The sequence below is a fragment of the Bacillus sp. NMCN1 genome, assembly GCF_002998085.1.
GTDB lineage: Bacteria > Bacillota > Bacilli > Bacillales > Bacillaceae > Bacillus.
The window spans coordinates 839,403-864,066 of the sequence record NZ_PVQL01000002.1 but is presented as its reverse complement, the minus strand read 5'-3'; the positions used below and the strand labels follow the sequence as shown (position 1 = coordinate 864,066).

Annotated in this window: 26 protein-coding genes and 2 pseudogenes; 13 read left to right on the top strand and 15 right to left on the bottom strand. The window is 40.4% G+C overall.

What is annotated here, in order from left to right; all coding sequences use genetic code 11:
- Positions 1–249: 249 nt before the first annotated feature.
- The 5 genes from C6W21_RS14210 to C6W21_RS14190 all read left to right on the top strand — a co-directional run bounded on the left by C6W21_RS14210 (position 250) and on the right by C6W21_RS14190 (position 6,538).
- The gene (locus C6W21_RS14210; RefSeq protein ID WP_034659810.1) at positions 250–1,332 is read left to right on the top strand and encodes a BMP family lipoprotein; all 1,083 of its coding nucleotides are present in this window, start codon (positions 250–252) and stop codon (positions 1,330–1,332) included.
- A gap of 159 nt (positions 1,333–1,491) precedes the next feature.
- On the top strand, positions 1,492–3,027 hold the full coding sequence (locus C6W21_RS14205; RefSeq protein ID WP_106050876.1) for an ABC transporter ATP-binding protein: 1,536 nt from the start codon (positions 1,492–1,494) through the stop codon (positions 3,025–3,027).
- A complete protein-coding gene (locus C6W21_RS14200) occupies positions 3,020–4,066 on the top strand; it encodes an ABC transporter permease (RefSeq protein ID WP_106050875.1) in 1,047 nt (348 codons plus the stop codon). The genes C6W21_RS14205 and C6W21_RS14200 overlap by 8 nt, the downstream gene beginning before the upstream one ends.
- The gene (locus C6W21_RS14195; protein WP_060597207.1) at positions 4,067–5,026 is read left to right on the top strand and encodes an ABC transporter permease; all 960 of its coding nucleotides are present in this window, start codon (positions 4,067–4,069) and stop codon (positions 5,024–5,026) included.
- A 174-nt stretch (positions 5,027–5,200) separates the two neighbouring features.
- Positions 5,201–6,538, top strand: coding sequence for a 2-hydroxycarboxylate transporter family protein (locus C6W21_RS14190; protein WP_003213451.1), 1,338 nt, complete (start codon positions 5,201–5,203; stop codon positions 6,536–6,538).
- Positions 6,539–6,608: 70 nt separating this feature from the next.
- Here C6W21_RS14190 and C6W21_RS14185 read toward each other — a convergent pair whose 3' ends face one another.
- The gene (locus C6W21_RS14185; RefSeq protein WP_106050874.1) at positions 6,609–6,818 is read right to left on the bottom strand and encodes a hypothetical protein; all 210 of its coding nucleotides are present in this window, start codon (positions 6,816–6,818) and stop codon (positions 6,609–6,611) included.
- A 219-nt stretch (positions 6,819–7,037) separates the two neighbouring features.
- Between C6W21_RS14185 and C6W21_RS14180 the strand changes: the two genes are divergently transcribed.
- Genes C6W21_RS14180 through mnhG form a run of 7 tightly spaced genes read left to right on the top strand, consistent with a single transcriptional unit; the run spans position 7,038 to position 12,808 of the window.
- Positions 7,038–9,443, top strand: coding sequence for a Na+/H+ antiporter subunit A (locus C6W21_RS14180; RefSeq protein ID WP_106050873.1), 2,406 nt, complete (start codon positions 7,038–7,040; stop codon positions 9,441–9,443).
- A complete protein-coding gene (locus tag C6W21_RS14175) occupies positions 9,440–9,871 on the top strand; it encodes a Na(+)/H(+) antiporter subunit B (protein ID WP_106043633.1) in 432 nt (143 codons plus the stop codon). The genes C6W21_RS14180 and C6W21_RS14175 overlap by 4 nt, the downstream gene beginning before the upstream one ends.
- On the top strand, positions 9,871–10,212 hold the full coding sequence (locus C6W21_RS14170; protein WP_066030469.1) for a Na(+)/H(+) antiporter subunit C: 342 nt from the start codon (positions 9,871–9,873) through the stop codon (positions 10,210–10,212). Before C6W21_RS14175 ends, C6W21_RS14170 begins: the two co-directional genes overlap by 1 nt.
- On the top strand, positions 10,205–11,683 hold the full coding sequence (locus tag C6W21_RS14165) for a Na+/H+ antiporter subunit D (protein ID WP_106050872.1): 1,479 nt from the start codon (positions 10,205–10,207) through the stop codon (positions 11,681–11,683). The genes C6W21_RS14170 and C6W21_RS14165 overlap by 8 nt, the downstream gene beginning before the upstream one ends.
- A gap of 6 nt (positions 11,684–11,689) precedes the next feature.
- Entirely contained in the window at positions 11,690–12,169 is a 480-nt protein-coding gene (locus C6W21_RS14160; RefSeq protein WP_106050871.1) for a Na+/H+ antiporter subunit E, read from the top strand.
- Positions 12,166–12,450, top strand: a complete 285-nt coding sequence (locus tag C6W21_RS14155) for a Na(+)/H(+) antiporter subunit F1 (RefSeq protein ID WP_223249599.1) — start codon at positions 12,166–12,168, stop codon at positions 12,448–12,450. The genes C6W21_RS14160 and C6W21_RS14155 overlap by 4 nt, the downstream gene beginning before the upstream one ends.
- On the top strand, positions 12,434–12,808 hold the full coding sequence (gene mnhG / locus C6W21_RS14150) for a monovalent cation/H(+) antiporter subunit G (protein WP_106050869.1): 375 nt from the start codon (positions 12,434–12,436) through the stop codon (positions 12,806–12,808). Before C6W21_RS14155 ends, mnhG begins: the two co-directional genes overlap by 17 nt.
- A 98-nt stretch (positions 12,809–12,906) precedes the next feature.
- Here mnhG and C6W21_RS14145 read toward each other — a convergent pair whose 3' ends face one another.
- The 6 genes and pseudogenes from C6W21_RS14145 to degQ form a co-directional block, all read right to left on the bottom strand.
- Complete coding sequence (locus tag C6W21_RS14145) at positions 12,907–13,296, bottom strand: hotdog fold thioesterase (protein ID WP_034659822.1); 390 nt, start codon at positions 13,294–13,296, stop codon at positions 12,907–12,909.
- Between the two features lie 23 nt (positions 13,297–13,319).
- Positions 13,320–13,961: a two-component system response regulator ComA gene (comA, locus tag C6W21_RS14140; RefSeq protein ID WP_058013793.1), complete on the bottom strand. Its 642-nt coding sequence runs from the start codon at positions 13,959–13,961 to the stop codon at positions 13,320–13,322.
- 80 nt (positions 13,962–14,041) lie between these two features.
- Positions 14,042–16,350, bottom strand: a pseudogene (locus C6W21_RS14135) (sensor histidine kinase).
- Between the two features lie 56 nt (positions 16,351–16,406).
- Complete coding sequence (gene comX / locus C6W21_RS14130; protein ID WP_081311380.1) at positions 16,407–16,574, bottom strand: competence pheromone ComX; 168 nt, start codon at positions 16,572–16,574, stop codon at positions 16,407–16,409.
- Complete coding sequence (locus tag C6W21_RS14125) at positions 16,571–17,485, bottom strand: polyprenyl synthetase family protein (protein WP_106050867.1); 915 nt, start codon at positions 17,483–17,485, stop codon at positions 16,571–16,573. The genes comX and C6W21_RS14125 overlap by 4 nt, the downstream gene beginning before the upstream one ends.
- A 151-nt stretch (positions 17,486–17,636) precedes the next feature.
- Positions 17,637–17,777, bottom strand: coding sequence for a degradation enzyme regulation protein DegQ (gene degQ / locus C6W21_RS14120; RefSeq protein WP_003213123.1), 141 nt, complete (start codon positions 17,775–17,777; stop codon positions 17,637–17,639).
- Between the two features lie 505 nt (positions 17,778–18,282).
- Between degQ and C6W21_RS14115 the strand changes: the two genes are divergently transcribed.
- Positions 18,283–18,636 (top strand): YuzC family spore coat inner layer protein, encoded by a 354-nt coding sequence (locus tag C6W21_RS14115; protein WP_106050866.1) that lies wholly within the window; start codon positions 18,283–18,285, stop codon positions 18,634–18,636.
- Positions 18,637–18,667: 31 nt separating this feature from the next.
- On the opposite strand, the gene C6W21_RS14110 is transcribed toward C6W21_RS14115, so the two are convergent.
- From C6W21_RS14110 to C6W21_RS14075, 8 genes and pseudogenes are all read right to left on the bottom strand, one after another.
- Positions 18,668–19,894: an EAL and HDOD domain-containing protein gene (locus C6W21_RS14110; RefSeq protein ID WP_106050865.1), complete on the bottom strand. Its 1,227-nt coding sequence runs from the start codon at positions 19,892–19,894 to the stop codon at positions 18,668–18,670.
- 141 nt (positions 19,895–20,035) lie between these two features.
- On the bottom strand, positions 20,036–21,505 hold the full coding sequence (locus tag C6W21_RS14105; protein WP_003212630.1) for a nicotinate phosphoribosyltransferase: 1,470 nt from the start codon (positions 21,503–21,505) through the stop codon (positions 20,036–20,038).
- 16 nt (positions 21,506–21,521) lie between these two features.
- Positions 21,522–22,073 (bottom strand): cysteine hydrolase family protein, encoded by a 552-nt coding sequence (locus C6W21_RS14100; RefSeq protein WP_106050864.1) that lies wholly within the window; start codon positions 22,071–22,073, stop codon positions 21,522–21,524.
- Between the two features lie 60 nt (positions 22,074–22,133).
- Positions 22,134–22,541 carry a YueI family protein gene (locus C6W21_RS14095; RefSeq protein ID WP_106050863.1) on the bottom strand — a complete coding sequence of 136 codons (408 nt, stop codon included), beginning with the start codon at positions 22,539–22,541 and terminating at the stop codon, positions 22,134–22,136.
- Positions 22,542–22,568: 27 nt separating this feature from the next.
- Positions 22,569–22,817 carry a YueH family protein gene (locus C6W21_RS14090; RefSeq protein WP_034660684.1) on the bottom strand — a complete coding sequence of 83 codons (249 nt, stop codon included), beginning with the start codon at positions 22,815–22,817 and terminating at the stop codon, positions 22,569–22,571.
- A gap of 160 nt (positions 22,818–22,977) precedes the next feature.
- Positions 22,978–23,131: pseudogene (locus C6W21_RS14085) on the bottom strand (spore germination protein); the annotation flags it as partial.
- A 99-nt stretch (positions 23,132–23,230) separates the two neighbouring features.
- Positions 23,231–23,452, bottom strand: a complete 222-nt coding sequence (locus C6W21_RS14080) for a spore germination protein (RefSeq protein WP_106050862.1) — start codon at positions 23,450–23,452, stop codon at positions 23,231–23,233.
- 66 nt (positions 23,453–23,518) lie between these two features.
- Positions 23,519–24,622: an AI-2E family transporter gene (locus tag C6W21_RS14075; RefSeq protein ID WP_106050861.1), complete on the bottom strand. Its 1,104-nt coding sequence runs from the start codon at positions 24,620–24,622 to the stop codon at positions 23,519–23,521.
- Between the last annotated feature and the right edge of the window lie 42 nt (positions 24,623–24,664).

The following is a 24,664-nucleotide window of genomic DNA, read 5'->3' as shown; positions in this document are numbered from 1 at the left end:
AATTTAGCCTTTTAACATTTTTTTAAAAATAAAACAAATTTCTATTTATTTATTCGATTGGAAATGATAAATTATGATTGATTAGTTCAACGAGATATAAGTCTGATGTCTTACATCTTCTCTCCTTCCCTCCAAAAGTTTCAGGAGAAAGCAGGATAAAATGCCCTGTTCAGAAGGGTGAGAAGAAGTAGATCGGTCTTTTTTCGCGAGACTTTTCTGAAACTTTTAAATTTTATAGGGGGTTATGTTTTGAAGAAGCGCAAAATTGGACTAGCATTGTCCTTAGTCGTAGCAGCAGGAACCATCCTTGGAGCATGCGGCAACTCTGGCTCAAACAGCGGTGAAAGCAAAAAAGATAAAGATCAATTCACTGTTGCAATGGTAACTGACGTCGGTGGTGTCGATGACAAATCGTTTAACCAATCCGCTTGGGAAGGTTTACAAGCATTTGGAAAAGACAACAATCTAAAAAAAGGTAAAAACGGCTTTGATTACTTACAATCTAAATCAGACGCTGACTATACAACGAACTTAAACACACTTGCTCGTGAGAAATTCGACCTGATTTATGGAATTGGTTTCTTAATGCAAGATTCTATTAGTGAAATCGCAGATCAACGTAAAAATAATCACTTTGGTATTGTTGATGCAGTTGTGAAAAAAGACAACGTAGCCAGCATTATGTTTAACGAAAATGAAGGATCATTCCTTGTAGGTGTTGCGGCTGCTCTTTCTACAAAATCGAACAAAATCGGTTTTGTTGGCGGCGTTGACTCTGAATTAATCAGAAAATTCGAAGTTGGATTCCGTGCAGGCGTTGAAGCAGCTAACCCGAAAGCAAAAGTGGAAGTGAAATATGCTGGTGCATTTGATAAAGCAGACATCGGTAAAGCAACAGCTGAAAGCATGTACAAATCTGGCGTCGACATCATTTATCACGCAGCTGGCGGTACTGGAACTGGTGTCTTCACAGAAGCCAAAAACCTGAAAAAAGCTGATCCTAACCGTAAAGTTTGGGTTATCGGTGTAGATAAAGACCAGTATGACGAAGGAAAAGTACCTGGAACAAAACAAAGTGTCACTCTTACTTCTATGATTAAGAAAGTAGACACAGCGGTACAAGACTTAACGACGAAAGCAAAAGAAGGTAAATTCCCTGGCGGCGAAGTGATCACTTACGGTCTGAAAGAAGGCGCTGTTGACATTTCTCCATCTCAGGACAACCTTGATAAAGATGTATTGAAGAAAGTAGAAGAATGGAAACAAAAAATCATCAAGGGTGAAGTCAAAATCCCTGCAACACGTGATGAACTAAAAGATTTTAAAGCTTAATTTGAGCATCGGGATAAGACTGCCTTATCCCCTTGCCTCTCCTTTACCTCCTCTTTATTCGTAAAAGGTGGTAAAAGAAAAGCTGCAGCCTCGTTTTGCAGCTTTTCTTTTGCTAGTTTTTATCTTCATCAGCACCCTAAAAAAGGAGCGGTTAAACCTGTGGATTATGTCATTGAAATGTTGAATATACGCAAAGAATTCCCTGGCATTGTAGCAAACGACAACATTACGCTACAGCTAAAAAAGGGCGAAATTCATGCGCTGCTTGGTGAAAACGGCGCTGGAAAATCAACGCTCATGAACGTGCTTTTCGGTCTTTATCAGCCTGAAAAAGGTGAAATCAAGGTACACGGAAAACCTGTGACCATCTCTAGTCCAAATGATGCAAGTGATTTAGGCATCGGTATGGTGCATCAACACTTTATGCTTGTCGATACATTCACCGTCGCTGAAAACATCATCTTAGGAAAAGAGCCTAAGAAGTTTGGAAATATCGACAAAGAACAAGCCATACAGCAAGTACAAGAGCTTTCTGACCGCTATGGTTTAAAAATAGACCCTGCCGCAAAAGTATCTGACATCTCTGTCGGTATGCAGCAGCGTGCAGAAATTTTAAAAACTCTTTACCGCGGCGCTGACATTTTGATCTTCGACGAACCAACAGCCGTCTTAACACCTCAAGAAATTAAAGAACTCATACAAATTATGAAAAACTTAATCAATGAAGGCAAATCCATTATTTTAATTACCCATAAACTGAAAGAAATTATGGATGCCTGTCACCGTGTGACCATTATCCGAAAAGGCCAAGGCATTCGTACACTTGATGTGGAAAGCACAAATAAAGATGAGCTTGCAAGCCTCATGGTCGGCCGTGAAGTTTCATTTAAAACAGACAAAAAAGACGCCTCTCCTGCTGAGGAAGTACTTCAAATTCAAGATCTTACGGTAAAAGACGCGCGAGGAATTGAAGCGGTCAAACATCTCAACCTCTCAGTAAAGGCTGGAGAAATTGTCGGTATTGCTGGAGTAGATGGCAATGGTCAATCTGAATTAATTGAAGCCATTACTGGTCTAAAAAAATCAGATTCTGGCACGATCATGCTAAACGGGAAAGCCATTCAAAATCTTCCGCCTCGTAAGGTGACCGAATCTGGAATTGGACATATTCCTCAAGACCGTCATAAACACGGACTGGTGCTTGATTTTTCAATAGGAGAAAATATTTCCTTACAAACGTATTATCAGCGTCCATACTCAAAATTCGGCTTGATGAATATGAAAAATATTTACCAAAAAGCCAAACGAATCATTGCGGAGTATGATGTAAGAACACCGAGTGAATATACAGAGGCGCGCGCCCTGTCAGGCGGGAACCAGCAAAAAGCCATTATTGGCCGTGAAGTTGACCGCAATCCTGATTTATTAATTGCCGCTCAGCCGACACGTGGACTTGATGTTGGTGCAATTGAATTTGTTCATAAGCGTCTCATTGAGCAAAGGGACTCAGGCAAAGCCGTCCTGCTCATCTCATTTGAGCTTGATGAAATTATTAATGTCAGTGATAAGATTGCTGTTATTTTCGAAGGCAGCATTATTGCCATTGTTGATCCAAAAGAAACAACAGAGCAAGAGCTTGGTCTATTAATGGCTGGAAGTAAGCAACAGGAAGTGGGGAAAGAAGCAAATGTCTAATCGCTTAACAAATCTGCTAATTCCGCTTATAGCCATTGTACTTGGTCTTTTTGTTGGGGCCATTATTATGCTGGCAAGCGGTTATAGTGTCATCGAAGGCTATGGCGCCCTTTGGAATGGCGTCTTCGGTGAAACCTATTATATGGGAGAAACCATCAGACAAGTCACACCTTACATTTTATCAGGACTTGCTGTTGCTTTTGCATTTCGGACAGGTCTCTTTAATATCGGTGTAGAAGGTCAAATGCTGATTGGCTGGGTAGCTGCTGTATGGATCGGTACAACTGTCCATGCACCTATGTATATCCATCTGCCGCTTGCACTCATCACTGCAGCTGCTGCTGGTGCATTATGGGGCTTTATTCCTGGGTTTTTAAAGGCTCGTTTTTATGTTCATGAAGTGATTGTCACGATCATGATGAACTACATTGCCCTTCATGTTACAAACTATCTGATCTCCAATGTCTTAACAAATAATAAAGATAAAACAGAAAAAATCGATGCCACTGCCTCGCTTCGCTCTGGCTTCTTTGAACAAATCACCGATTTCTCCCGGATGCATAATGGGATTTTTGTTGCCATTATAGCTGCGGTCGTGATGTGGGTCATTATTCAAAAGACCTCTAAAGGCTTTGAATTGCGGGCTGTTGGAATGAACCAGCAGGCATCCCATTATGCCGGTATGAACGTTCGCCGCAATATCATTTATGCGATGCTCATTTCAGGTGCTTTTGCAGGTCTTGCAGGCGCAATGGAAGGTCTTGGCACATTTGAATATGCTTCAATTAAAGGCTCGTTTACCGGTGTAGGTTTTGATGGAATCGCCGTCGCTTTACTAGGTGGAAATACTGCTGTTGGTGTTGTTCTTGCTGCGCTGCTGCTTGGTGGATTGAAGGTCGGTGCTTTAAATATGCCGCTTGAATCTGGCGTACCGACTGAGGTCGTTGATATTGTCATTGCGATCATTATTCTTTTCGTCGCCTCAAGCTATATTATCCGTCTTGTGATTAACCAAATGAAGAAAAAGGGGGGAAAATAAGTGGGATTTCTGCAAATTCTTGAAATCATCGTCCCAGCAACACTTGTCTATGCTGCACCACTTATTTTAACCGCTCTTGGAGGCGTCTTTTCAGAAAGATCAGGGGTTGTGAATATCGGTCTTGAAGGTTTGATGGTCGTCGGAGCATTTTCCAGTATCATCTTTAACTTATTTTATGCTGATACGTTTGGGGCCTTGACCCCGTGGCTTGGGCTCCTCGTCGGAATGGCGATTGGCGGATTGTTCTCTTTGATTCATGCAGTTGCGACCATTACATTCCGTGCAGATCAAACGGTCAGTGGTGTTGCTATTAACATGCTGGCACTTGGCGCTACGCTGTTTGTCGTGAAACTCATTTACGGGAAAGCACAAACGGATAAAATTACAGAGCCTTTCTATAAAGGTGATATTCCCCTTTTAAGTGACATTCCGATTATTGGCGATATATTCTTTAAAGATGTTTATTATACGTCCATACTCGCATTAGCGCTTGCGGTTGTTGCTTGGTTTGTTTTATTTAAAATGCCGTTTGGTCTTCGTCTTCGTGCAGTTGGAGAGCATCCAATGGCTGCTGATACAATGGGAATCAAAGTGTACCGGATGCGCTATATCGGCGTCTTTATTAGTGGACTGTTTGGTGGCCTTGGCGGAGCTGTTTATGCGTCGACCATCGCGCTTGATTTCTCACATGCTACCATTACTGGACAAGGCTTCATCGCACTAGCTGCACTTGTTTTCGGTAAATGGCACCCATTTGGCGCAATGGGCGCTGCCTTATTCTTTGGATTTGCTCAAAGTTTAAGCATTATTGGCTCTCTCCTGCCGCTATTCCAAGATATACCGAACGTGTATATGCTCATTGCACCATATGTGCTTACCATCCTAGCACTCACTGGCTTCATCGGCCGGGCTGATGCACCAAAAGCACTTGGGACACCTTATTTAAAAGGAAAACGATAAAGACGATGTATGATCAATCCCCTGAAGGATAAACTACCTTTAGGGGATTTTTGTATGATAAAAACATAAAAACTCCTGTTTATTTTACTTTTATTACACTTAATTTAGTTTAATAAATAGATGAGTGTCACAGAATCTTCTACAATTGAGTCAAATAGATTTGGGGGTGTTTATGTGGCTAATACACAACAATTGAAATCGATTACAGATGATTCTGACAATAATAAAAGCGTTTTCCGTAAGATCATGTCTTGGAAAATTGGTGTTATTGACTTACCTGTGTATTTAGTACTTGCAGCGATCATTTTAACTGCCGCTTATTTTAATAAAATTCCAGCAAATATGCTTGGTGGTTTCGCTGTTATTATGATTTTGGGGATTTTCCTTGGAGATATAGGACAACGTATTCCGATCTTAAAAGATATTGGTGGACCGGCGATTCTTTCTCTATTCGTACCATCGTTCCTGGTCTTTTTTCATGTTCTGAATCCGAACTCGTTGGAAGCGGTTACGTCTCTTATGAAAACGTCGAACTTCCTTTACTTCTATATTTCTGCTCTTGTAGTAGGTAGTATTCTTGGGATGCAGCGAACTGTTTTAGTACAAGGCCTTATTCGTATGTTTGTTCCTCTTGTTGCAGGTACAATTGCAGCTGTGACTGCCGGAATTCTTGTTGGTCTTTTAGTTGGTTACACACCGCATCATTCGTTCTTCTTTATTATTGTTCCGATTATTGCCGGTGGTGTTGGTGAAGGGATTTTGCCATTATCTATTGCTTATTCACAAATTCTTGGTGTATCAGCAGAGTCATTAATTTCTCAATTAATTCCTGCTGCCGTCATTGGGAACGTCATTGCCATTATCTGTGCTGGCGCAATGAAGAAGCTTGGTGAAAAACGTCCTGAACTAAACGGGAATGGCCGTCTTGTAAAATCAAAAGAGGCAAATGAAATTTTTGAACAGCCTGATATGGATCCAAAAGTTGATTTCGGATTAATGGGTGCTGGTGTACTCGTTGCTTGTACAACGTTCATTTTTGGTGGTTTGTTAGAAAGCTTTGTTCATATTCCAGGTCCAATCTTAATGATTGTTCTTGCCGCTTTAATCAAATACTTAAACGTGATGCCTCAGCATCTGCAAGATGGCTCACAGCAGTTCTACAAGTTTGTATCAAGAAGCTTTACATGGCCGCTTATGGTCGGTCTAGGGATTCTATACATTCCACTTGATGATGTAGCAACAGTCATTTCTATTCCATTTGTTTGTGTATGTATCGCTGTCGTTCTTGGAATGGTTGGTTCAGGTTACTTCGTTGGAAAATTGATGAACATGTACCCGGTAGAATCTGCTATTGTGACAGGCTGTCACAGCGGACTTGGCGGTACAGGTGACGTTGCGATCCTTTCAGCTTCTGGAAGAATGGGTCTGATGCCTTTCGCACAAGTCTCTACACGTCTTGGCGGAGCAGCAACTGTCATTTGTGCAACGATCTTACTTAGAATGTTTACTTAATCAAACAATAAAAAGCATGGGCTCTATTACGGGCACATGCTTTTTTATATTCCTTTTCTCCTATAAGGTTTTATTCTTCAGCAGAGACTACTCTTATATATTCTCTTGGCTGGAATGGATATTGTCTTGCCTCTTGATAAGTCATATATAGAAGATGTTCTGAAAACAACGGCCATTCACTTTCCGTCTGCCACCTTTTTTGATCATTTCGTTCTATGAAGAATGCTCCTCCTAAAATCGTGCAGAATATGCTTAAGCTGATGCCCGCTTTTAGTTTCATGTAATCAGCTCCTTTAAGAAAAGCATGTACGAAATACAAAACAATATACAATGAGTTTCATTTTTGATAAAATATTTTTTGTGGTCAAAAGAACTCAAAACAAATACAGTTTGCTGTAAATCAGTTCAAACCAATGCACTATGTCTGTATTTACGCTATAATTTTATTTACCAGTTCTTTAGAACGTGAATTTATATTGATTGAAGGAGGTTTATTTTCTTGCAGCTTATTCACTTCGCCATCCTATCGCCTTTTTTGCTTGCGTTTGTTGTGCCTTTTCTTTTTAAATACGTAAAGCGTATACATACAGGGTGGTTTGTTCTTATCTTGCCTATTCTATTATTTAGCTATTTTGTCCAGATGATTACGATGACATCAAATGGACGAACGTTGTTTTCACAGGTCGAATGGATTCCTTCTCTTGGAATGAATTTCACTGTGTATGTAGACGGTCTTAGTTTATTATTTACCCTATTGATTACAGGTATTGGCGCACTTGTCGTCTTATACAGTATTTTCTACTTATCGAAGGAAAAAGAACAACTCGGCTCTTTTTATACGTATTTGTTAATGTTCATGACCGCTATGCTCGGTGTCGTTCTATCTGACAACATGGTGGTTCTTTACTTGTTTTGGGAGCTGACAAGTATTTCTTCCTTCCTGCTCATTGGATATTGGTATAAGCGGGATCGTTCACGTTACGGAGCGACAAAATCACTGCTGATTACCGTTTTTGGCGGATTAGCTATGCTCGGTGGTTTTATCCTCCTCTATCTGATTACTGATTCATTTAGTATTCGTGAAGCAGTCAATCAGCTTCAGCTCATTATGGCATCACCTTACTTTATCCCTGCCATGATCCTGATCTTACTAGGTGCCTTTACGAAATCAGCGCAGTTCCCATTTTATATCTGGCTGCCTGATGCAATGGAAGCACCTACCCCTGTGAGCAGTTATCTGCATTCTGCTACGATGGTGAAAGCTGGTATTTATCTTGTTGCCCGCTTCAGTCCAATCTTTGCTATATCAGAGGTGTGGTTTTGGACCATATCCATCGTTGGACTTGTGACATTATTCTGGGGATCATTCCACGCCGTCCGTCAAAACGATTTAAAAGCCATTCTTGCCTTTTCTACCGTTAGTCAGCTCGGGATGATTATGCTTATGCTTGGAGTAGGGACAGCTGCAATTCATGAAAACAACCCCGCCTTTTTTGGCGCGGCGGTTCTCGCTGCGATCTTCCATTTAATCAACCATGCCACGTTTAAAGGCAGTCTCTTTATGGCGGCTGGTATTATCGATCACGAAACAGGCACCCGGGACATTCGGAAGTTAGGTGGTTTAATGACCATCATGCCGATTACCTTTACGATTACGTTAATCGGTACATTCTCCATGGCTGGACTTCCGCCATTTAACGGCTTCTTAAGTAAAGAGCTGTTTTTCACAAGTATGCTGCGCATTTCTGAGATCAGTTTTACTGACATTTCAACATGGGGCGCTATTTTCCCAGCCATTGCTTGGCTCGCTAGTGTCTTTACGTTCATTTACAGTATGATGCTCCTCTTTAAAACATTTAGAGGTCGTCTGAATGTAGACAAATTGGAGAAAAAACCGCATGAAGCACCGATTGGCATGCTCATTCCGCCAATCATTCTCGCTGCACTTGTGGTCACTTTCTTCTTTTTCCCTAATATTCTAGCTTATTCTGTCATTGAACCTGCGATTGCATCCATTATTCCTGATGCCATTGATCCTGGAAAACGTTTTGTTATCAAAATTGAAGCATGGCACGGCTTTGAGAAAGAGCTTTATATGACAATAGGTGTTGTAGCTTTAGGGATCATCGGATATTTGACGTTGTCAAAATGGCGTCCAATATACAATATCTTCAAAGAAAAATGGTCATTTAACTCATTATATGACCGGTCACTGATCGGCTTAGAAAAAGGCTCCTATCGCCTGACAAACAGTTATATGACCGGTTTCCTTCGTGATTACCTTGTCTATGTGTTTGGGTTCATGATTATCGTGCTTGGGAGTGTCATGTTTTATCAGAATGCCTTCTCATTTAATATGGAGCATGCTGCACCAATCGGCACGTACGAGGTCATTTTGTCATTAGTGATGATAGCAGCAACCCTCACGACTGTATTTGCTCGTTCTCGCTTAACAGCCATTATCGGACTAGGCGTAATGGGGTATACGCTGTCACTATTTTTTGTTATTTTCAGGGCACCTGATCTTGCCCTCACTCAGCTAATTATTGAAACGATTTCTGTTGCACTGTTTTTACTTTGCTTCTATCACTTGCCAAAACTGAGCATGAAGCAAAAAACGAGGAGATTTAAAATGACCAACCTCATCATTTCAGTAGGTGTTGGTGTCATTGTGACATGCCTTGCTTTCGCTTCAACTAGCAATCAGTCACTTGATACGATTGCGTCTTACTTTATTGAAAACAGCTACAAGCTTGCAGGCGGAGACAACATTGTCAATGTCATCCTTGTTGATTTCAGGGGCTTTGATACGCTCTTTGAAATTACCGTGCTGGCGATTGCGGCTCTTGGTATTTATGGATTATTAAAGACACAAGAAAAACGGAAGAGAGGAGTGCGTCGATGAGAAAAATTGATACGAATGATATGCTTTTACAAGTTACAACCAAAATCACTGCATTCATCATCCTGCTCTTCTCCCTTCACCTGTTTCTTGCGGGACATAACAATCCAGGCGGAGGATTTATTGGAGGCTTAATGAGTGCGAGCGCTGTCGTCCTTCTACTTTTAGCTTACGATCTGAAGACAGTAAGACGCATTCTGCCGTTTAATTTCATCTATGTTGCAGGTGTGGGGCTGCTCATTGCGCTATTGACTGGTATGGGATCTTTCCTGTTCGGTGCCCCTTTCCTATCCCATACCTTTGGTTATTTTCAATTGCCGATTTTAGGGAAAACAGAGCTGGCAACAGCCGTCCTGTTTGATATCGGTGTGTATTTGGTTGTTGTCGGTGTCACCATGACCATTATTCAAACGATTGGAGAGAAGGAATAATGGAATTTCTAATGTCTATTCTCGTCGGAATTATCTTTATGACGGCGACCTATTTACTGCTTTCAAAAAGCCTTTTGCGGGTCATCGTTGGGACTGCTGTTTTGAGCCACGGTGTCCATTTACTCCTATTAACAATGGGCGGTTTAAAAAAAGGAGCTCCTCCCATTTTAACTGAGGGAATTACATCCTATGTAGATCCATTGCCACAAGCATTAATTTTAACGGCTATTGTCATTTCGTTTGGTGTGACATCATTTCTACTCGTCATGGCCTTCCGAGCCTTCCAAGAGCTGCGAACAGATGACATGGATCAAATGAGAGGAAATGATCAGCATGAATAATCTCGTTATATTACCTATTTTAGTACCAGTTCTATCCGCTACATTGCTGATTTTTATGAATAAAAATATCATGCTGTCTAGAGGTTTTAGCGTTTTTGCGTCTCTTACAGCGATCGCGTGCAATCTATTTTTGGTCCAAACGATTTTCACAAATGGGATTCAAACACTCTATTTGGGCGGCTGGAAAGCACCATTTGGCATTGCGCTTGTGGCCGATCAGTTTGCTGCACTGCTCGTACTGACCGCTTCCATTGTTGGGCTTGTCACAGTGCTTTTTTCCTTTCGAACAATTGGAAAAGAAAGAGAGCGGCTGTTCTATTATTCTGGCGTACAGTTCTTGTTAGCTGGCGTGAGCGGTGCCTTTTTAACAGGAGATATCTTCAACCTGTTTGTATTCTTTGAATTGCTGCTGATGGCGTCATACATGCTCATTGTGCTAGGCGGATCAAAACCGCAGCTTCGTGAATCACTCAAATACATTGTGTTTAATATCATCTCATCGGCTTTATTTATCGTCGGTGTCGCTTGTTTATATGCAGTCACTGGTACACTGAATATGGCTGATTTAAGTGTGAAGATCGCTGAATCAGGGCAAACAGGATTAATCACTGTCATTTCCATTCTGTTCATGATTGTATTTGGCTTAAAAGCTGGGATCTTCCCGCTTTATTTCTGGCTTCCAGGGTCGTATCATGCACCGCCAGCAGCGATTTCCGCTCTATTTGGCGCTTTGCTGACAAAGGTTGGCTTGTATGCGATTGCCAGAGTCTTCACGCTAATTTTTATACACGATACAGGGTTCACTCATACATTTATGGCGTGGCTGGCCGCACTGACGGTGATATTCGGTGTGATTGGCTCGATTGCCTATTCAGATGTGCAAAAGATCGTGATTTATAACATTGTGACAGCGGTGGGGGTCATTTTATTTGGAATTGCTGCCAATACTCCTGCATCGCTCCAAGGGGCCATTTATTATCTCATTCACGACATGGTCATCAAAGGAGCTTTATTTATGCTGGCAGGTGCACTCTTTGTGTACGCTGGCACAAACAATCTGAAAAAAATGGGCGGGCTGATTCAATCACAGCCACTTCTCGGCTGGATGTTTTTCATATCCGCATTATCCCTTGCAGGAATTCCGCCGCTTAGCGGGTTTGTAGGAAAACTGAAAATTGTGGAAGGCGGCTTTTCAGCTGGGCATATGACTTTTTCTATCCTTGTCTTACTATCCAGCCTTCTTGTCCTCTATAGTGTCATGAGGATTTTCACGCTCGCATTTTGGGGCGAGGAACAGGATCTGCCAAGAAGAAAACCGTCAATTAAGGGAATGGTGTATCCAGGCGTACTGCTTGTCGTCTTATCGCTTGCGATTGGATTAGGAACAGAGTTCATTGCTCCTTACATCAATCAAGCTGCGGAAATGCTTTCAACACCAGAAAAATATATTCAAGCTGTGCTGAAGGAGTAGATGAACATGGCCTTTCAAATATTATTAAACGCTCTCCTCGCCTTTACCTGGATGTTTATGAATGATACATACACGGCCTCAGGCTTTGTATCAGGATATATACTTGGGGTGGTCGCCATTTTTATGCTGCGGCGTTTCTTCCCGCAACGTTTTTACGGCTTTGCTCTTTATTCCATTTTCAAGCTAGTGGTCATTTTCATTCGTGAACTGCTTCTTGCCAATTTAAGTGTGCTAAAGACGATTTTGTCTCCGAAGCTTCAAATCAAGCCAGGGATATTCGCCTTTCGTACAGACTTAAAACGGGATTGGGAAATTACTGTGCTGGCTAATTTAATTACGTTGACTCCAGGAACACTCGTAATCGATATATCAGATGATCGATCGATTTTATACATTCATGCGATGGATATTGAAGATGCTGAAAAAGCCATTCATGATATTCGTGTATCATTTGAAAAAGCCATTCAGGAGGTGAGTAGTAAATAATGGAAATCATCTTACAAATATCACTCGGCATTCTCGCCTTGTCTACTTTGCTTTTTGTCATACGGGTCATTAAAGGACCCTCCGTTCCAGACCGTGTGAGTGCACTTGATGCGGTAGGGATTAATTTAATTGGGATGACAGCCATTGTGTCACTCTTACTGAAGACAACTACGTTCTTTGAGATTGTTTTACTGCTCGGGATTCTTGCGTTTATCGGCACCGTCGCTTTTTCTAAATTCCTTGAGAAAGGGGAAGTGATTGAAAATGATCGTCATCGCTAAAGCCATCGTGATCTTTTTCATCTTGCTTGGCGCCATTCTGTGTCTCGTCTCAGCTATTGGTTTACTTCGTTTGCCAGATGTTTATACACGTATGCATGCTGCGTCAAAAGCTTCAACACTTGGTGTTGTTCTTATATTAGTTGGGGTATTCTTTCATGAATGGTTTCTTACCGGCATCATCTCTGCGAAGATTCTGCTCGGGATTGTCTTTATCTTCTTAACAGCTCCAGTCGGCGCACACTTGATCGGAAGAGCCGCCTACAATACCGGGGTCAAGATGGACAAACGAAGTGTACAAGACGATTATGGCGGTTTTCGTAACTTTGTGATTAAACGAAAAGAAGACTCGTACCTATAAATCTTTTGTCAATTGAATGAAGGACCTCACATGTGAGGTTCTTCATTTATTTCTACCGCTAAACCTAAAAAAAAGCTTCCGCTGCACCGGGAGCTTTTTTATATGCGATCAATGACAGCAAGTGTGCATCTTGACGTACAGATGTGCCGGTCTCGATCATCTTTAATATCAATTTGAAATACCATTGTACGGCGCCCTACATGTACAGGAACAGCCGTCGCTGTCACTACTCCATCACGTACAGATTTTAAATGATTGGCATTGATTTCAATCCCTGAACAAACTTGCTGAGTTAAGTCTAAATGAGCCGCAGCCCCCATGCTTGCCACTGTTTCTGCTAGAGCAGCAGATGCTCCTCCGTGCAGCAGTCCAAATGGCTGTTTTGTTCTGTGATCGACTGGCATTGTCGCTACGCATCGTGACTTATTACACTCTACAATCTCAATCCCAAGTGCCTCAAGCAGTGTATTTGATCCACTCACTTCCATCAGGGTTCTCTCCCTTCACACGTTTACAGCACACTTTCAGATTTTGCAATTAACACCGCTTCGGTTCGAGAGCCAACATTCAGCTTATTAAAGATGGACGTCAAGCTGTATTCAATCGAGCGTTTGCTCAAATGAAGCACATCGGCAATCTCTTGGTTCGTGTATCCCTTTTCCACTTCTCTGAGGATCAAACACTCTCGCTCTGTTAACAGCTCGTGATCGGTCTGCTGCGCCTGTTCTGGCTTTTCTTGCTGCTGTGAAATTAATTTCTTTAAATAGGATAGCTGAATGACAACTTCTCCTTGCAATGTGCGGTGTATGTATTCAATAATTTTGTCTTTTGTCTCTGTTTTACTAATTGCACCGTGCAATCCAGCCCGAATGGCCTCTTCAAAATAATCATCTACTTCATACCCTGTATAAATGATAATTTTCACTTGTTGGTTGGTTTCTAGAATTTGTTTCGCAATGTCCATTCCATTGATATCCCCGAGATTTAAATCCATCAAAATCACATCATAGATGGAAAAGTCATGCGTCTTTAAAAAGGCGGCTTCTGCATCAGGACTTAAACAATCGACTGATAGCTGCTGATCTGATTCTAATATGCTTTTTGTCCCTTCCATGACAGCCGGATGATCATCAATGACCAATATCTTCTTCATGTCTTCCTCCCTTTAAATCACTCACTTCCATTTTATATAAAAGACTTGGCAGATGCCAAGTCTTATTCCTTAATAAATCGTTACAATTCCATTTCAATTTTCACCTTCAGTCCTTTTTCTGGGGCTGTGTGAATGTGAAGCTTCCCATTTAACGCCTTGACTCGTTCTCTGATTCCCGAGAGGCCCATGCTCATGGTGTGCTGATCAAGATGGCTTGCATCAAAACCGACTCCATCATCCTCGTAGTGAAGAACAACCTGATCTTTAATACAAATCAGCATCACCAGCACTTGACTGGCTTGTGAATGTTTCAAGGCATTGGATAACAGCTCCTGAACAATCCGGTAAATATTGAGCTGGGAGTCAATATCAATGTCCAGCTCCTTATCAAAGCGTGTCGTATTCAGCCGGATATGAAACGGTGCTTCCTCCTGGATTTGAGAAGTCAGCTTCGATATCGCCTTCACTAAACCTAAATCGTACAGCAGCTGCGGCCGAAGTTCATGACATGTTTCTCTCGTGGTTTGAATCACTTTAGACATTTGATCATTCCATGAGATAAGCGAATGTTCAATAGACGTTGGGCATTGATCGTTTTGGAAATTCGTTAAAAACATCTCTGACTGTCTTTTCAGCGATATCAAATCCTGCAGCACGGAATCATGAAGATCCCTCGCTAAATCGGAGCGCTGCTTTTCTTCCATCGCAAACATGACTTTTTTCAGCCAAGCAGGGTTCGCTTCACGCTGCTTCAAATCTTCAAGATGCTCCATCAATTCTTCAATCTTGACGACATTTTCTAAACTGACACTTGTGTAAAATGCCAATGTTTTCAGCCAAGAAATCTCATCACGTGTCAATTTAGGTGTCTGTAAATTGGATAAACAGCATATCACAAACGAGTGACCGCCCCGCTCGCCAATTTTCATCATAAACCCTTTATCAAGCTCAATGATTTTCCCGACTTCCCCTAAAATATCCTGAAATTGATCCACATACTCTTTCCATAGATTGCCATCCCCAGATTCATCAATCTCTTCAATCTGTCCATCTGGCTTCACTTCAAGTACAAAGGCTTTATTAACAACAAGCACTTCTAAAATGGTGTATTTCAAATGATACAGCACTTGATGAAGTGATGACGCCTCACGAATGAGCTGAGTAAATTTAAACACACTGTCCTGATAATTATGCTTCTCTGAAAATCGTTTCAGCCGGAAGCGGAAATCTAGAATTTCTTTAAAATAAAAGACAGCAAGCATGAGCGCATAGGTGATTAATGCGAGCTTCAGAGTGTACTTCAAATCTTCTGGTTTTTGCAGAATGTAAAACGTGACGACAACAAAAATGGTCGGTGTGATGGCTAGAAAGCCATAGTACCTCAGTCTGCTAATCAAAAAATCCATATTGTAAAGTTTGTTCGTCATGAATTGGTAGACGAGAGAAAAAGGAATTAACAAAACGATTGATGTCAAAATAAAAGGATCAATCAAATACTTATCAAAAAACACATAGGGAATAACAAAAAAGAGAATGAATGGACTGAACGACAAAACATTCATAAGGGCAAAAAACTTTAAAACTGAACCATGTGCTGTTTTTTTATATTTCTTCATTCCCCTGACTATTAAATAAAGAGCTATTAAAACTGTTCCGAAAAAAACAGCAAACTGATACTAGGAACATATTTTCTCAATTCAGATGACACCGAAACCCCGCTATGTACGGCAAGGTTAAAAATAGGGATCACATATAAGTACTTGATGAGCTTTGGATTCGTTAAATGCACATCAAATTCCTTGAAATATTGATAGATAAAATGAATATATAAGATAGACACACTTGATAAACACAATAAGAGAACATAATGGCTAAATCTATCACCAATTCCTGACGTACCCGCACTTAGATATCCAATACAAATTGACAATAAGAATAAAATTAATAAAAATGCAGATTTTCGTTGCGGTTCTTTGTTAATTTTAATAATAAAAAAGATACAGAATAAGCATATTGAATATAGAAGAAGAGGGATTAAATAGACAAATAAGCTTTCGCGACCAATCAATGTCTTATTTTTAAGTGATATAATTTGGTTGCCTCTTTGTATATCAATTCTTTGTACATTTCTAAGCTTACCATTGATCATGTGGTCTTGAATTAAATTAGATTGTCCATTTATCTTTAGTATAATATCTCCTTCTTTTAACCCCGACGAATAAGCTAAAGAAAGATATTCAACGTCAACAACTTCCGATTGACCGTTTTCATTCTTTTCTACACGTGCACCATTAAAAATATCAAATACATAGATATATGAAATATAGATCACAAATAAAAAAGATAAAAATACAAGAAACGTGGACAATTTTGTATAGGTAAGCTTCATGTTTAAAACATCCTTAAGAAAGATCATTAAATCATCATACAGGTTTGAACTTTAAATTAATACTCCCAGATGTATTTTGCATTCATGTATTCTTTTTTTACCCCCTGTATAATGGCTGCAGTTGTTTGTGCGTCAGCATGAATTAAGCTTGCATTTCCAGATATCAATTCATCGACCACACCTGGGTTTTTTATTAGATATGCAATGATATTTTGAATGTTCAATCATTGCCCTCCTTTGTCATAAATGCATACAATTGTTCCTTCTTTGTTTTAGGTAAATCAAGTTGTTCAATCCCTTGCCTCATTTTTAACAGCATAATCTCTCTCATTGATACCATGTACTGAGTCAAACCAGCTTCAAGTAATTTCTGCTTCAGCTGAAATGACTTTTGTTCTGACTCATCTAGACGACTAGAAAAGAACGTAAGAAGCTCTTGACTGGCATCGTTAAAACCTCTTTGTAAATAGCTAAATGCCAGCGTTTGTTTTTTTAGAAAATCTCCGTTTGTTTTCGAAAATAACGCAAAAAAATCGTTACTGATCTGTTCAGCAACACCATAACATATTGAATAAGATTCCACAGTTGAGTTGATTTTTCTCGTCGCTAAATAAACACCCAGTACACTAGAAAGAGCTGTTAATGATCCTGATTTTTTCCTTAACACCTCTACACACTCTTCTTCTGTTCCGTGCATATGACGCAAATCCTCATGTTGTCCTTCCATTGACATCTTGATGAGATGGAACAGTTTCTCAATTAATTGAGAATCATTTTCACCTATTGATGTAATGAATTGGATACTCAGCGTATACAAATACGTAGAAGCATTGATGGCCACTCCTTGGTTGACGTTCATCCAAGGATACGAATCTTTATCCTGATCTTCAATATCATCTAATATATCGGCTGATAAAATGAGAAGTTCAATCCCTGCTGCCAATTGTGTAATCGCTTGCTTGTCTTGTCCGCCAAATGCCTCATAATGCTTGTAAGCCAATTGCCCAAAGGGAAATTCATTCTTTATATCCGTAAATTCTAGAAGCAGTTGTTGTAAATCCTTCTGCCTGACTGCATGTTGAATAAAATCAGACATATTCTGCTTGATTTTTGTATTCTCTAGATAGTTTAGCATACTCGGTCTTGTACCTCACCCTTCCGCCTTTTATTTTACTAAAAAGACATGAGCAAATGTCCGCTGACATCACTATTTAACAATTATATAATAATATATCCTTTTTTTGTATGTATTTGGATAAAAAAAAGACTTGATGATTATCAAGTCTTTAAGAAATTTTCACATATTCATATTTGTCGTATTGATCAATGCTTTTGTTAATGTTATGAAGAGAAGCCGTTGTTTCTCTAATTTCGTTTTCAAGTTTCCATAATAATTGTTTAAGTTCTTCGATTTCATACTTTTCCATCGATTCCACTCTCCTTTTTTGGAAGATCAATGTATTTGTGTATGGTGATTGGGTCATAAGTATTTGATCTGTTACTAACAGTGTAAATGTAATTGAGTATTTTTTCACCGAAAAGTATGCACAAAACGTGTGCGTGATACCGCAAAATTCAATAGGTCTTTTTTCATCATTTTCTGACTTTTCAAATCATACTTTTATCTCAATTTCAAAGGAACTGCGTCATTTTTGCGACAAGAATAGGCATCATTCGTCACACTTCTCTCACAAAAGAACATATGATCCCTTCCGTATCCACGATTTTGCGTGTTATAGGTCAGACGACAGACCCTATTGTGGACACCGCAATTTTTTGGCGACATTCACCGAAATTGACCGCAAAAGTACCTATTTTTATGCTGGGTTTATAAAGGTAGAAAGATCATTTTGATTCTTTATTCTGATTTTCTACATACATTTAGAACAGATATCCGTCCAATTTCACGTCAATGAGAGAAGAGGTGGCCATATGTTTTACTATGTTCCTTATCCTGCTTTGCAGGTTCCCGCAATGAGCCGTGCATACCCGCGCACGCCTATGACTTTTCCTCCAGTAGATGCCCACTCGTTTCAACGAGCCGCAAAGGAATCAGCCCAACTTGTTGCTGATGCTTCACTCATTACTCAGCAGATTTCCAGCTCGCTTTCGTTTGCACAGCGCATCATGGAGGCTGCTGAGCGCTCTGATTCGACAAGTGTTATCCGAATGCTGAAGCAAATCGGTGTGAAAAGTGGCATTGATATCCGCTTTAGTCCAGAAGGCATTCGTATCTACTTGTCTCTCGCCTCTAGCAGACTTTTTCTTCTTTTACAGTGGGCATAACAAAAAAGCCGCTCTGACTGGGCGGCTTTTCTTAAGATTCAAACATTTTATGACACCATTCAATGGCTTCTATATAACATCCGTAGGCTTCTTGCTTCGGGAAATTCCCATCTAACATCTCATCATCCCATTCATTTCGTTCAATCCGTTTTGCTACACCTAGTACAAATGAATAATCATTTTCATAGCCAAGCAGTGCCTCGCCAACTTCATCCGAAAGCGGCAGCTCTTTCACAAGTTCTGTGATATCTGCCCTGACAAGCGTATCAATGAGAGAAAACATGCCTGTCAGCATATAAGAGGCTGGGTTCTCTCGTTCAGTACGACTCGCAATCAGTTCACACGTTTTCGCCCGAATGAATGACATTTTGATAATTTCTTTTTGGCTTGAGTTGGCTTGAACATTCAGTTCTTTAAATGAAAGAATAAAGATCCAGCGCCGAATTTCATTAAACCCAAGCAGGATAATCGCCTGCCGGATACTTTTGATTTGATAAAGACGTCTCATGCCGCCTGAATTCAGCATTTTTAATAATTGGTATGATAGCGAAAGGTCACTTTCAATAAAATGGGTCACGACCTGGATATTCGGCTGTTCCTTGCTCAGCTCATTTAAAAGCTGGTGGTACGCATGGAAGCTGGTCGATAATGCTCGTCCTGATATGACATGCGGCTCACTAAAGAAATACCCTTGAAACAAATGGAAGCCGGCTTCTAGCGCTTCTTCATATTCTCTTCGCGTTTCCACCTTTTCTGCAAGGAATCGAAGTCGATATTTTTTATACGTATGTAGAATATTTCTACGTTCTTTCAATGTGGTCTTTAGAAAGTCAATTTTTAAAATATCAATGCAATAGAGGAGTTCGTCAAGCAACTTATCACTAAAATGTGTTCCGCTTACAAAAAAATCATCAAGCGCAATCGTATATCCCCATTTTTTTAACTGCTTACATCTCATAATAAGTGCCGGGGTAATCGGTACATTTTCTAATATCTCGATCACAAGCTGATGCGGATCAAAATAGGTGAGCAGATCAGACGAAAGTAAGCTTTCGGTGAAATTAATGTAGCATCGTTTGCCTTCTGTCAATGTTTCGATGCCGATATTTAAAAAACTGTTAATAATGAGGTCCGTTGTCGCTTGGTCACCATCTTCAGCGCTATATGTATTGGTTTCACTATCTCTATAAAGCAGCTCATATGATACGACTTGTTCTTTTCTGTTAAAAATAGGCTGTCTCGCAACAAACACCCTCAACTGCTCCAATCCTCCTTTATGCAATGACAAACAAGATGTGCTTTCAGTATACCAAATGATTGCGCTTATGGTTCACTTTGAATCGGTCAAAAAATAAAAAAAAGAGATCACCTGGCTTGGTGATCTCCTTTTCTTCAAAAATTAGCTTTCATAAAGCTCTAGTTTAATTTTATTTTTCACGTCATGGATAAACTGCATCTTGTTATCCCAGCATTTTTGACTCAAATCGACTGGATATTCTTCTGGTTTGCTGATTCGTTTATATTCCTCCCAGAAAAGTCCGAGGCTATCCTGCACATAGGCTTGAATCGTTTGAATATCCGGATTGTCATATACAAGTTTTCCTTGTTCAAAAATCGGGACATGAAGATCCTTAGCCACAAAGTTTGTGACAAATTTGCTGATAAATGTATGCACAGGATGGAACATTTTCAGTTTATCCTCACTATGAACATCTTCCTCTTCGAGCGCAATGTAGTCACCCTCAGAATGATGATTCAATTGATTGATGATGCGGTACACACGTTTACGGCCTGGTGTTGTCACTTTCTCTGGATTGGATGAAATTTTGATGGTGTCATTCATCTTACCGTTCTCTTCAATCGACACAAGCTTATACACAGCACCAAGGGCTGGCTGATCAAATGCTGTGATCAGTTTTGTTCCAACACCCCACACATCAATTTTGGCACCCTGTGCTTTTAAATTCATGATGGTATGTTCATCAAGATCACTTGATGCAATGATTTTTGCGTCATGGAATCCTGCTTCATCCAGCATCGTTCTAGCTTTTTTAGACAAGTATGCAAGGTCACCGCTATCTAGTCTGACACCAATAAAGTTGATCTTGTCTCCGAATTCTTTCGCTACCTTAATGGCATTCGGAATACCGGATCTCACGGTATCATACGTATCGACTAAAAAGACACAGTCTGTATGGGTTTCAGCGTATTTTTTAAATGCCGTATATTCATCGCGGTATGCTTGTACAAGCGCATGGGCATGTGTTCCTGACACTGGAATGTTGAAGCGCTTCCCAGCACGAACATTACTTGTCGCCTGGAAGCCGCCGATGAGTGCCGCTCTTGCTCCCCACATCGCTGCATCCATTTCATGTGCACGTCTTGTCCCGAATTCTAGTGCTGTCTCGTCTTCAATGATTCCTTTAATCCGAGCTGCCTTTGTTGCGATCAGCGTCTGGAAGTTCACAATATTCAGCAAGGCGGTTTCAATTAGCTGCGCTTCTACAAGCGTTGCCTCAATGCGCATAATCGGCTCATTTGCAAAGACAATTTCGCCTTCCCGCATTGAATGAAGGGAGCCTGTAAAGGACAACCCGCTTAAATAATCAATGAAATCGCTTTTATAACCGAGTTCATCTTTTAAATACGCTAGATCACTTTCGGTGAAGGAGAAGTCCGATAAATATTCAATCGCTTTCTCTAAACCAGCAAATACAGCGAAGCCATTGTCAAATGGAAGCTTTCTGAAGAAGAGTTCAAAAACTGCCTTCTTCTCATGAATGCCGTCTCTCCAATACGTTTCTGCCATGTTAATTTGATAAAGATCTGTATGTAGTGATAAACTGTCGTCAATAAACCGATGCTCCAACTTCCATTCTCCTTCCTTACTTAACCACTTTCGCACCAAGCGACTGCTCAAAGTGAGAAAGTGCCCACTCGTGCCCCGCTTCATTAAAACTCGCTACAGCATTCTCGTGAATCACAAGTTCGAAGCCTTTATTGTACGCATCAACAGCTGTATGAAGTACACAAATATCGGTACATACGCCGGCTAAATGAAGTTCAGTGATGCCGCGCTCGCGCAGTTTCATTTCTAATTGAGTGCCTGCAAAAGCAGAGTATCTTGTTTTTTCCATATAGTAGACATGCTTTAAATGCTTTGACGTGTGAAATAGTGAACTTAGTTTGCCATAAAGTTCAATTCCCTTTGTCCCGCGAATATTATGGGGCGGAAATAACTTTGTCTCTGGATGATAAGGGTCTTGCTGTTCATGATGATCGACTGCAAAGACGACAAAGTGTCCTTCTTCAATAAATGAAGATGTGATCTCTGTGATCTTAGGCTCAATCGCCTGTCCAGGCTTTCCGCATGTCAATTTTCCATCGTTTGCAATAAAATCAACGGTATAATCAATACAAATCAATGCTTTGCCCATCCGCATCTCTCCCATATGCTCTTTTGACTCATTATAGCCTATTCATTTCACTAGGGAAACCTATTCAACAGATTCGTGAGAAAAAGCCTTTTGAAACAGCTCATCTTCTATATAGATATGCTCTTGATTAACCGCATTTGGCAGCTCTATCACAAGACCAAAAGGAGAATGTGCCTCATGATGATTCACCACTTTAAAGGAACATCCAGCGGCATTAGCCATTTTCACATATTGAGAATAAGAAGCATAGGACAACTCACCGTTTAAAAGAACAGTGGCCTGACGGTTGGCCTTTAATACTTGTTCTACCTCTTGATACGGTTTATTTCGTAATACCTGTCCCTTTGTCAGGGCGAGAAGCGCTCGTTCCCTTAAGGAACCGAGAAACATTCTTCTTTCATCGGGTTTTGTTTCAGCATGTCCAAATATCCCTTGCTGCAAATAAAAGTCTACGGATTCTTCTTTCATCGCTGTTTTCACTCCTGGTTTTTAAATTTACATTTCTGTGACCCAGTGCACAATCTTTAGTGCAAGTTCACGGGCTTCGTCTGTTTCTGCTCTTTCCATTAAGGATTGCTCGAGCGTATGAATCAGCTGCTCTTTTTCGTCCTCGTACGCAATGGATATACTCCATTCAATGTCAGGTACGGCAACAAGCGTTTTATATTCTTTTTTATTTTCATGTAAATATACATTGTAGGTCTTTGGTTGCCGGCTTGTGATGTGTGCTTTTCTAATTTTCATGACTCTGTTCACACCTCTTTTTTCTTCTTACATCCATATCCATTGTACCATAAAAAAAGACAGCTTCTGAAAAGGAATTCCCTTTCAAAGCTGGCTACGGATTGAAGCTCTTTTGCTGACTAATAAGATTTGAATCCCAAACAAATGTGACGTTTGGACTGTTAAAAAATTGAACGAGGTCCCCTGCATTATAGGTACCTGAACCACCGGCGGTGATCAACACTTTTTGGTGAAATAGCAAAAACATCACCGAAATGTGCCTCCCCATTTCCGTAAACACGATCTATATGAATAGGTCCAACAATCGCTGGCATTGCTCCACCACTTTTTCTATCCACATCATATGCCCAGTTCAACAATACGTGTATCACAAATAAAAAAAGACAGCTGATATTTGATCACCAGCTGTCTTTCTATGCATTAAATGATTGAGACTGGTCAAACAATGTGAAGTCCCAAAGCATCGTCGCATTAGGATCACTTGTAAGAGACATATAATCACCTGAATTAAAGGCTCCCGCCCCGCCAGTGGAGTGGTTTACAGCCAAAGGGGCAATGGCCAGTACATCACCGAAAGTAGCTGCACCGTTTCCTCCTAATGACTCGATATGAATAGGCCCAACGATTGCAGGCATCAGAATCTCCCCCTATCTGCTTATGTCAATCATCTTATGCAAAAAGGGAAAAGTTGTGCATCTGTCCTATACGTTTAAATGCTGTTCTTTGCGAGACCGCTGACGCAGCTGAACCAATCTGACAATATTCAGGGTGATGGCTTTAAGCAGTGCATAGACAGGAACCGCAAAGATCATGCCAAGGATACCGCCAAAGCTTCCTGCCCCAATTAATAGCAGGATAATGGTCAAAGGGTGTGTGTTAAGGCGTTTCCCAATGATCAATGGAGAAATAACATTCCCGTCAATTTGCTGCACGATAAGAATCACAATCACTGTCACCACTGCTTTTCCAGGCGAATCAAGAAAGGCAATCAGCACAGCTGGTGCCGCGCCAAGATATGGTCCAAGGTACGGAATCACATTTGTGACCGCAATGATAATACCGAGAATAAGTGCATATTTCACACCAATTAATAAGTATCCAATAAAACAAGCCACTCCAACGAATAAACAGACAACAATCTGCCCCTGTATATAAGCCGCAAGTGTGTCGTTTAACTCTTTAAAAATCTTCAATCCTTCCTTACGGTAAGGCATTGGCAAAAATTGAACGAGCTTGTCCGGAAACTTATGCCCGTCTTTCAGCATATAAAACAAAATGAACGGAACTGTGATGACAGCTAAGGCAATATTGGCAATCACACCAAACACCGCAGACATACTTGAAGCGATATTTTCCGGCAAATCTTTTAATGTCGAAACGATCGTCTGTTCAAACTTTGAGACAGATACATAATCTTGGTTCATCATCCAAGTAAATGTTTTAGAATGCGAAAATTCATTGATAAATTTCTGCATGTCCGTCACATAACCAGGGAAGCTTTTGACAAGTCCACCGACCTGCGAGACAATCACCGGTCCAGCAGCATTGAAGATGAACGTGATGAGTCCAATGAACAGGAGATAAATGATCAGGATAGCGAGTGTCCTAGGAATTTTCTTGGACAAAAATCGAACAATTGGATTAAAGATGAAAAAGAGAATACCCGCCAGCAAGATAGGGACAAACAGTGTTGATGCAAATAAAATAATCGGCTGAAATAAAAACGAAACCTTTGTTGATACATACACAATGAGTAAAACAAGTAATATTTGGAATGTCCAAAAATGAACTTTAGATTTTAACAAAGATGCTCCTCCTGTTACGTATTGATCTTATTAAAAAACTAC

Coding starts and splice junctions, on each gene's coding strand:
- C6W21_RS14200 (WP_106050875.1), top strand. CDS start 3,020: ATGTCTAATCGCTTAACAAATCTGCTAATTCCGCTTATAGCCATTGTA.
- C6W21_RS14185 (WP_106050874.1), bottom strand. CDS start 6,818: ATGAAACTAAAAGCGGGCATCAGCTTAAGCATATTCTGCACGATTTTA.
- C6W21_RS14175 (WP_106043633.1), top strand. CDS start 9,440: ATGAGAAAAATTGATACGAATGATATGCTTTTACAAGTTACAACCAAA.
- C6W21_RS14170 (WP_066030469.1), top strand. CDS start 9,871: ATGGAATTTCTAATGTCTATTCTCGTCGGAATTATCTTTATGACGGCG.
- C6W21_RS14165 (WP_106050872.1), top strand. CDS start 10,205: ATGAATAATCTCGTTATATTACCTATTTTAGTACCAGTTCTATCCGCT.
- C6W21_RS14160 (WP_106050871.1), top strand. CDS start 11,690: ATGGCCTTTCAAATATTATTAAACGCTCTCCTCGCCTTTACCTGGATG.
- mnhG (WP_106050869.1), top strand. CDS start 12,434: ATGATCGTCATCGCTAAAGCCATCGTGATCTTTTTCATCTTGCTTGGC.
- C6W21_RS14145 (WP_034659822.1), bottom strand. CDS start 13,296: ATGGAAGTGAGTGGATCAAATACACTGCTTGAGGCACTTGGGATTGAG.
- comA (WP_058013793.1), bottom strand. CDS start 13,961: ATGAAGAAGATATTGGTCATTGATGATCATCCGGCTGTCATGGAAGGG.
- C6W21_RS14125 (WP_106050867.1), bottom strand. CDS start 17,485: ATGCTAAACTATCTAGAGAATACAAAAATCAAGCAGAATATGTCTGAT.
- degQ (WP_003213123.1), bottom strand. CDS start 17,777: ATGGAAAAGTATGAAATCGAAGAACTTAAACAATTATTATGGAAACTT.
- C6W21_RS14115 (WP_106050866.1), top strand. CDS start 18,283: ATGTTTTACTATGTTCCTTATCCTGCTTTGCAGGTTCCCGCAATGAGC.
- C6W21_RS14100 (WP_106050864.1), bottom strand. CDS start 22,073: ATGGGCAAAGCATTGATTTGTATTGATTATACCGTTGATTTTATTGCA.
- C6W21_RS14095 (WP_106050863.1), bottom strand. CDS start 22,541: ATGAAAGAAGAATCCGTAGACTTTTATTTGCAGCAAGGGATATTTGGA.
- C6W21_RS14090 (WP_034660684.1), bottom strand. CDS start 22,817: ATGAAAATTAGAAAAGCACACATCACAAGCCGGCAACCAAAGACCTAC.
- C6W21_RS14080 (WP_106050862.1), bottom strand. CDS start 23,452: ATGCCTGCAATCGTTGGGCCTATTCATATCGAGTCATTAGGAGGAAAC.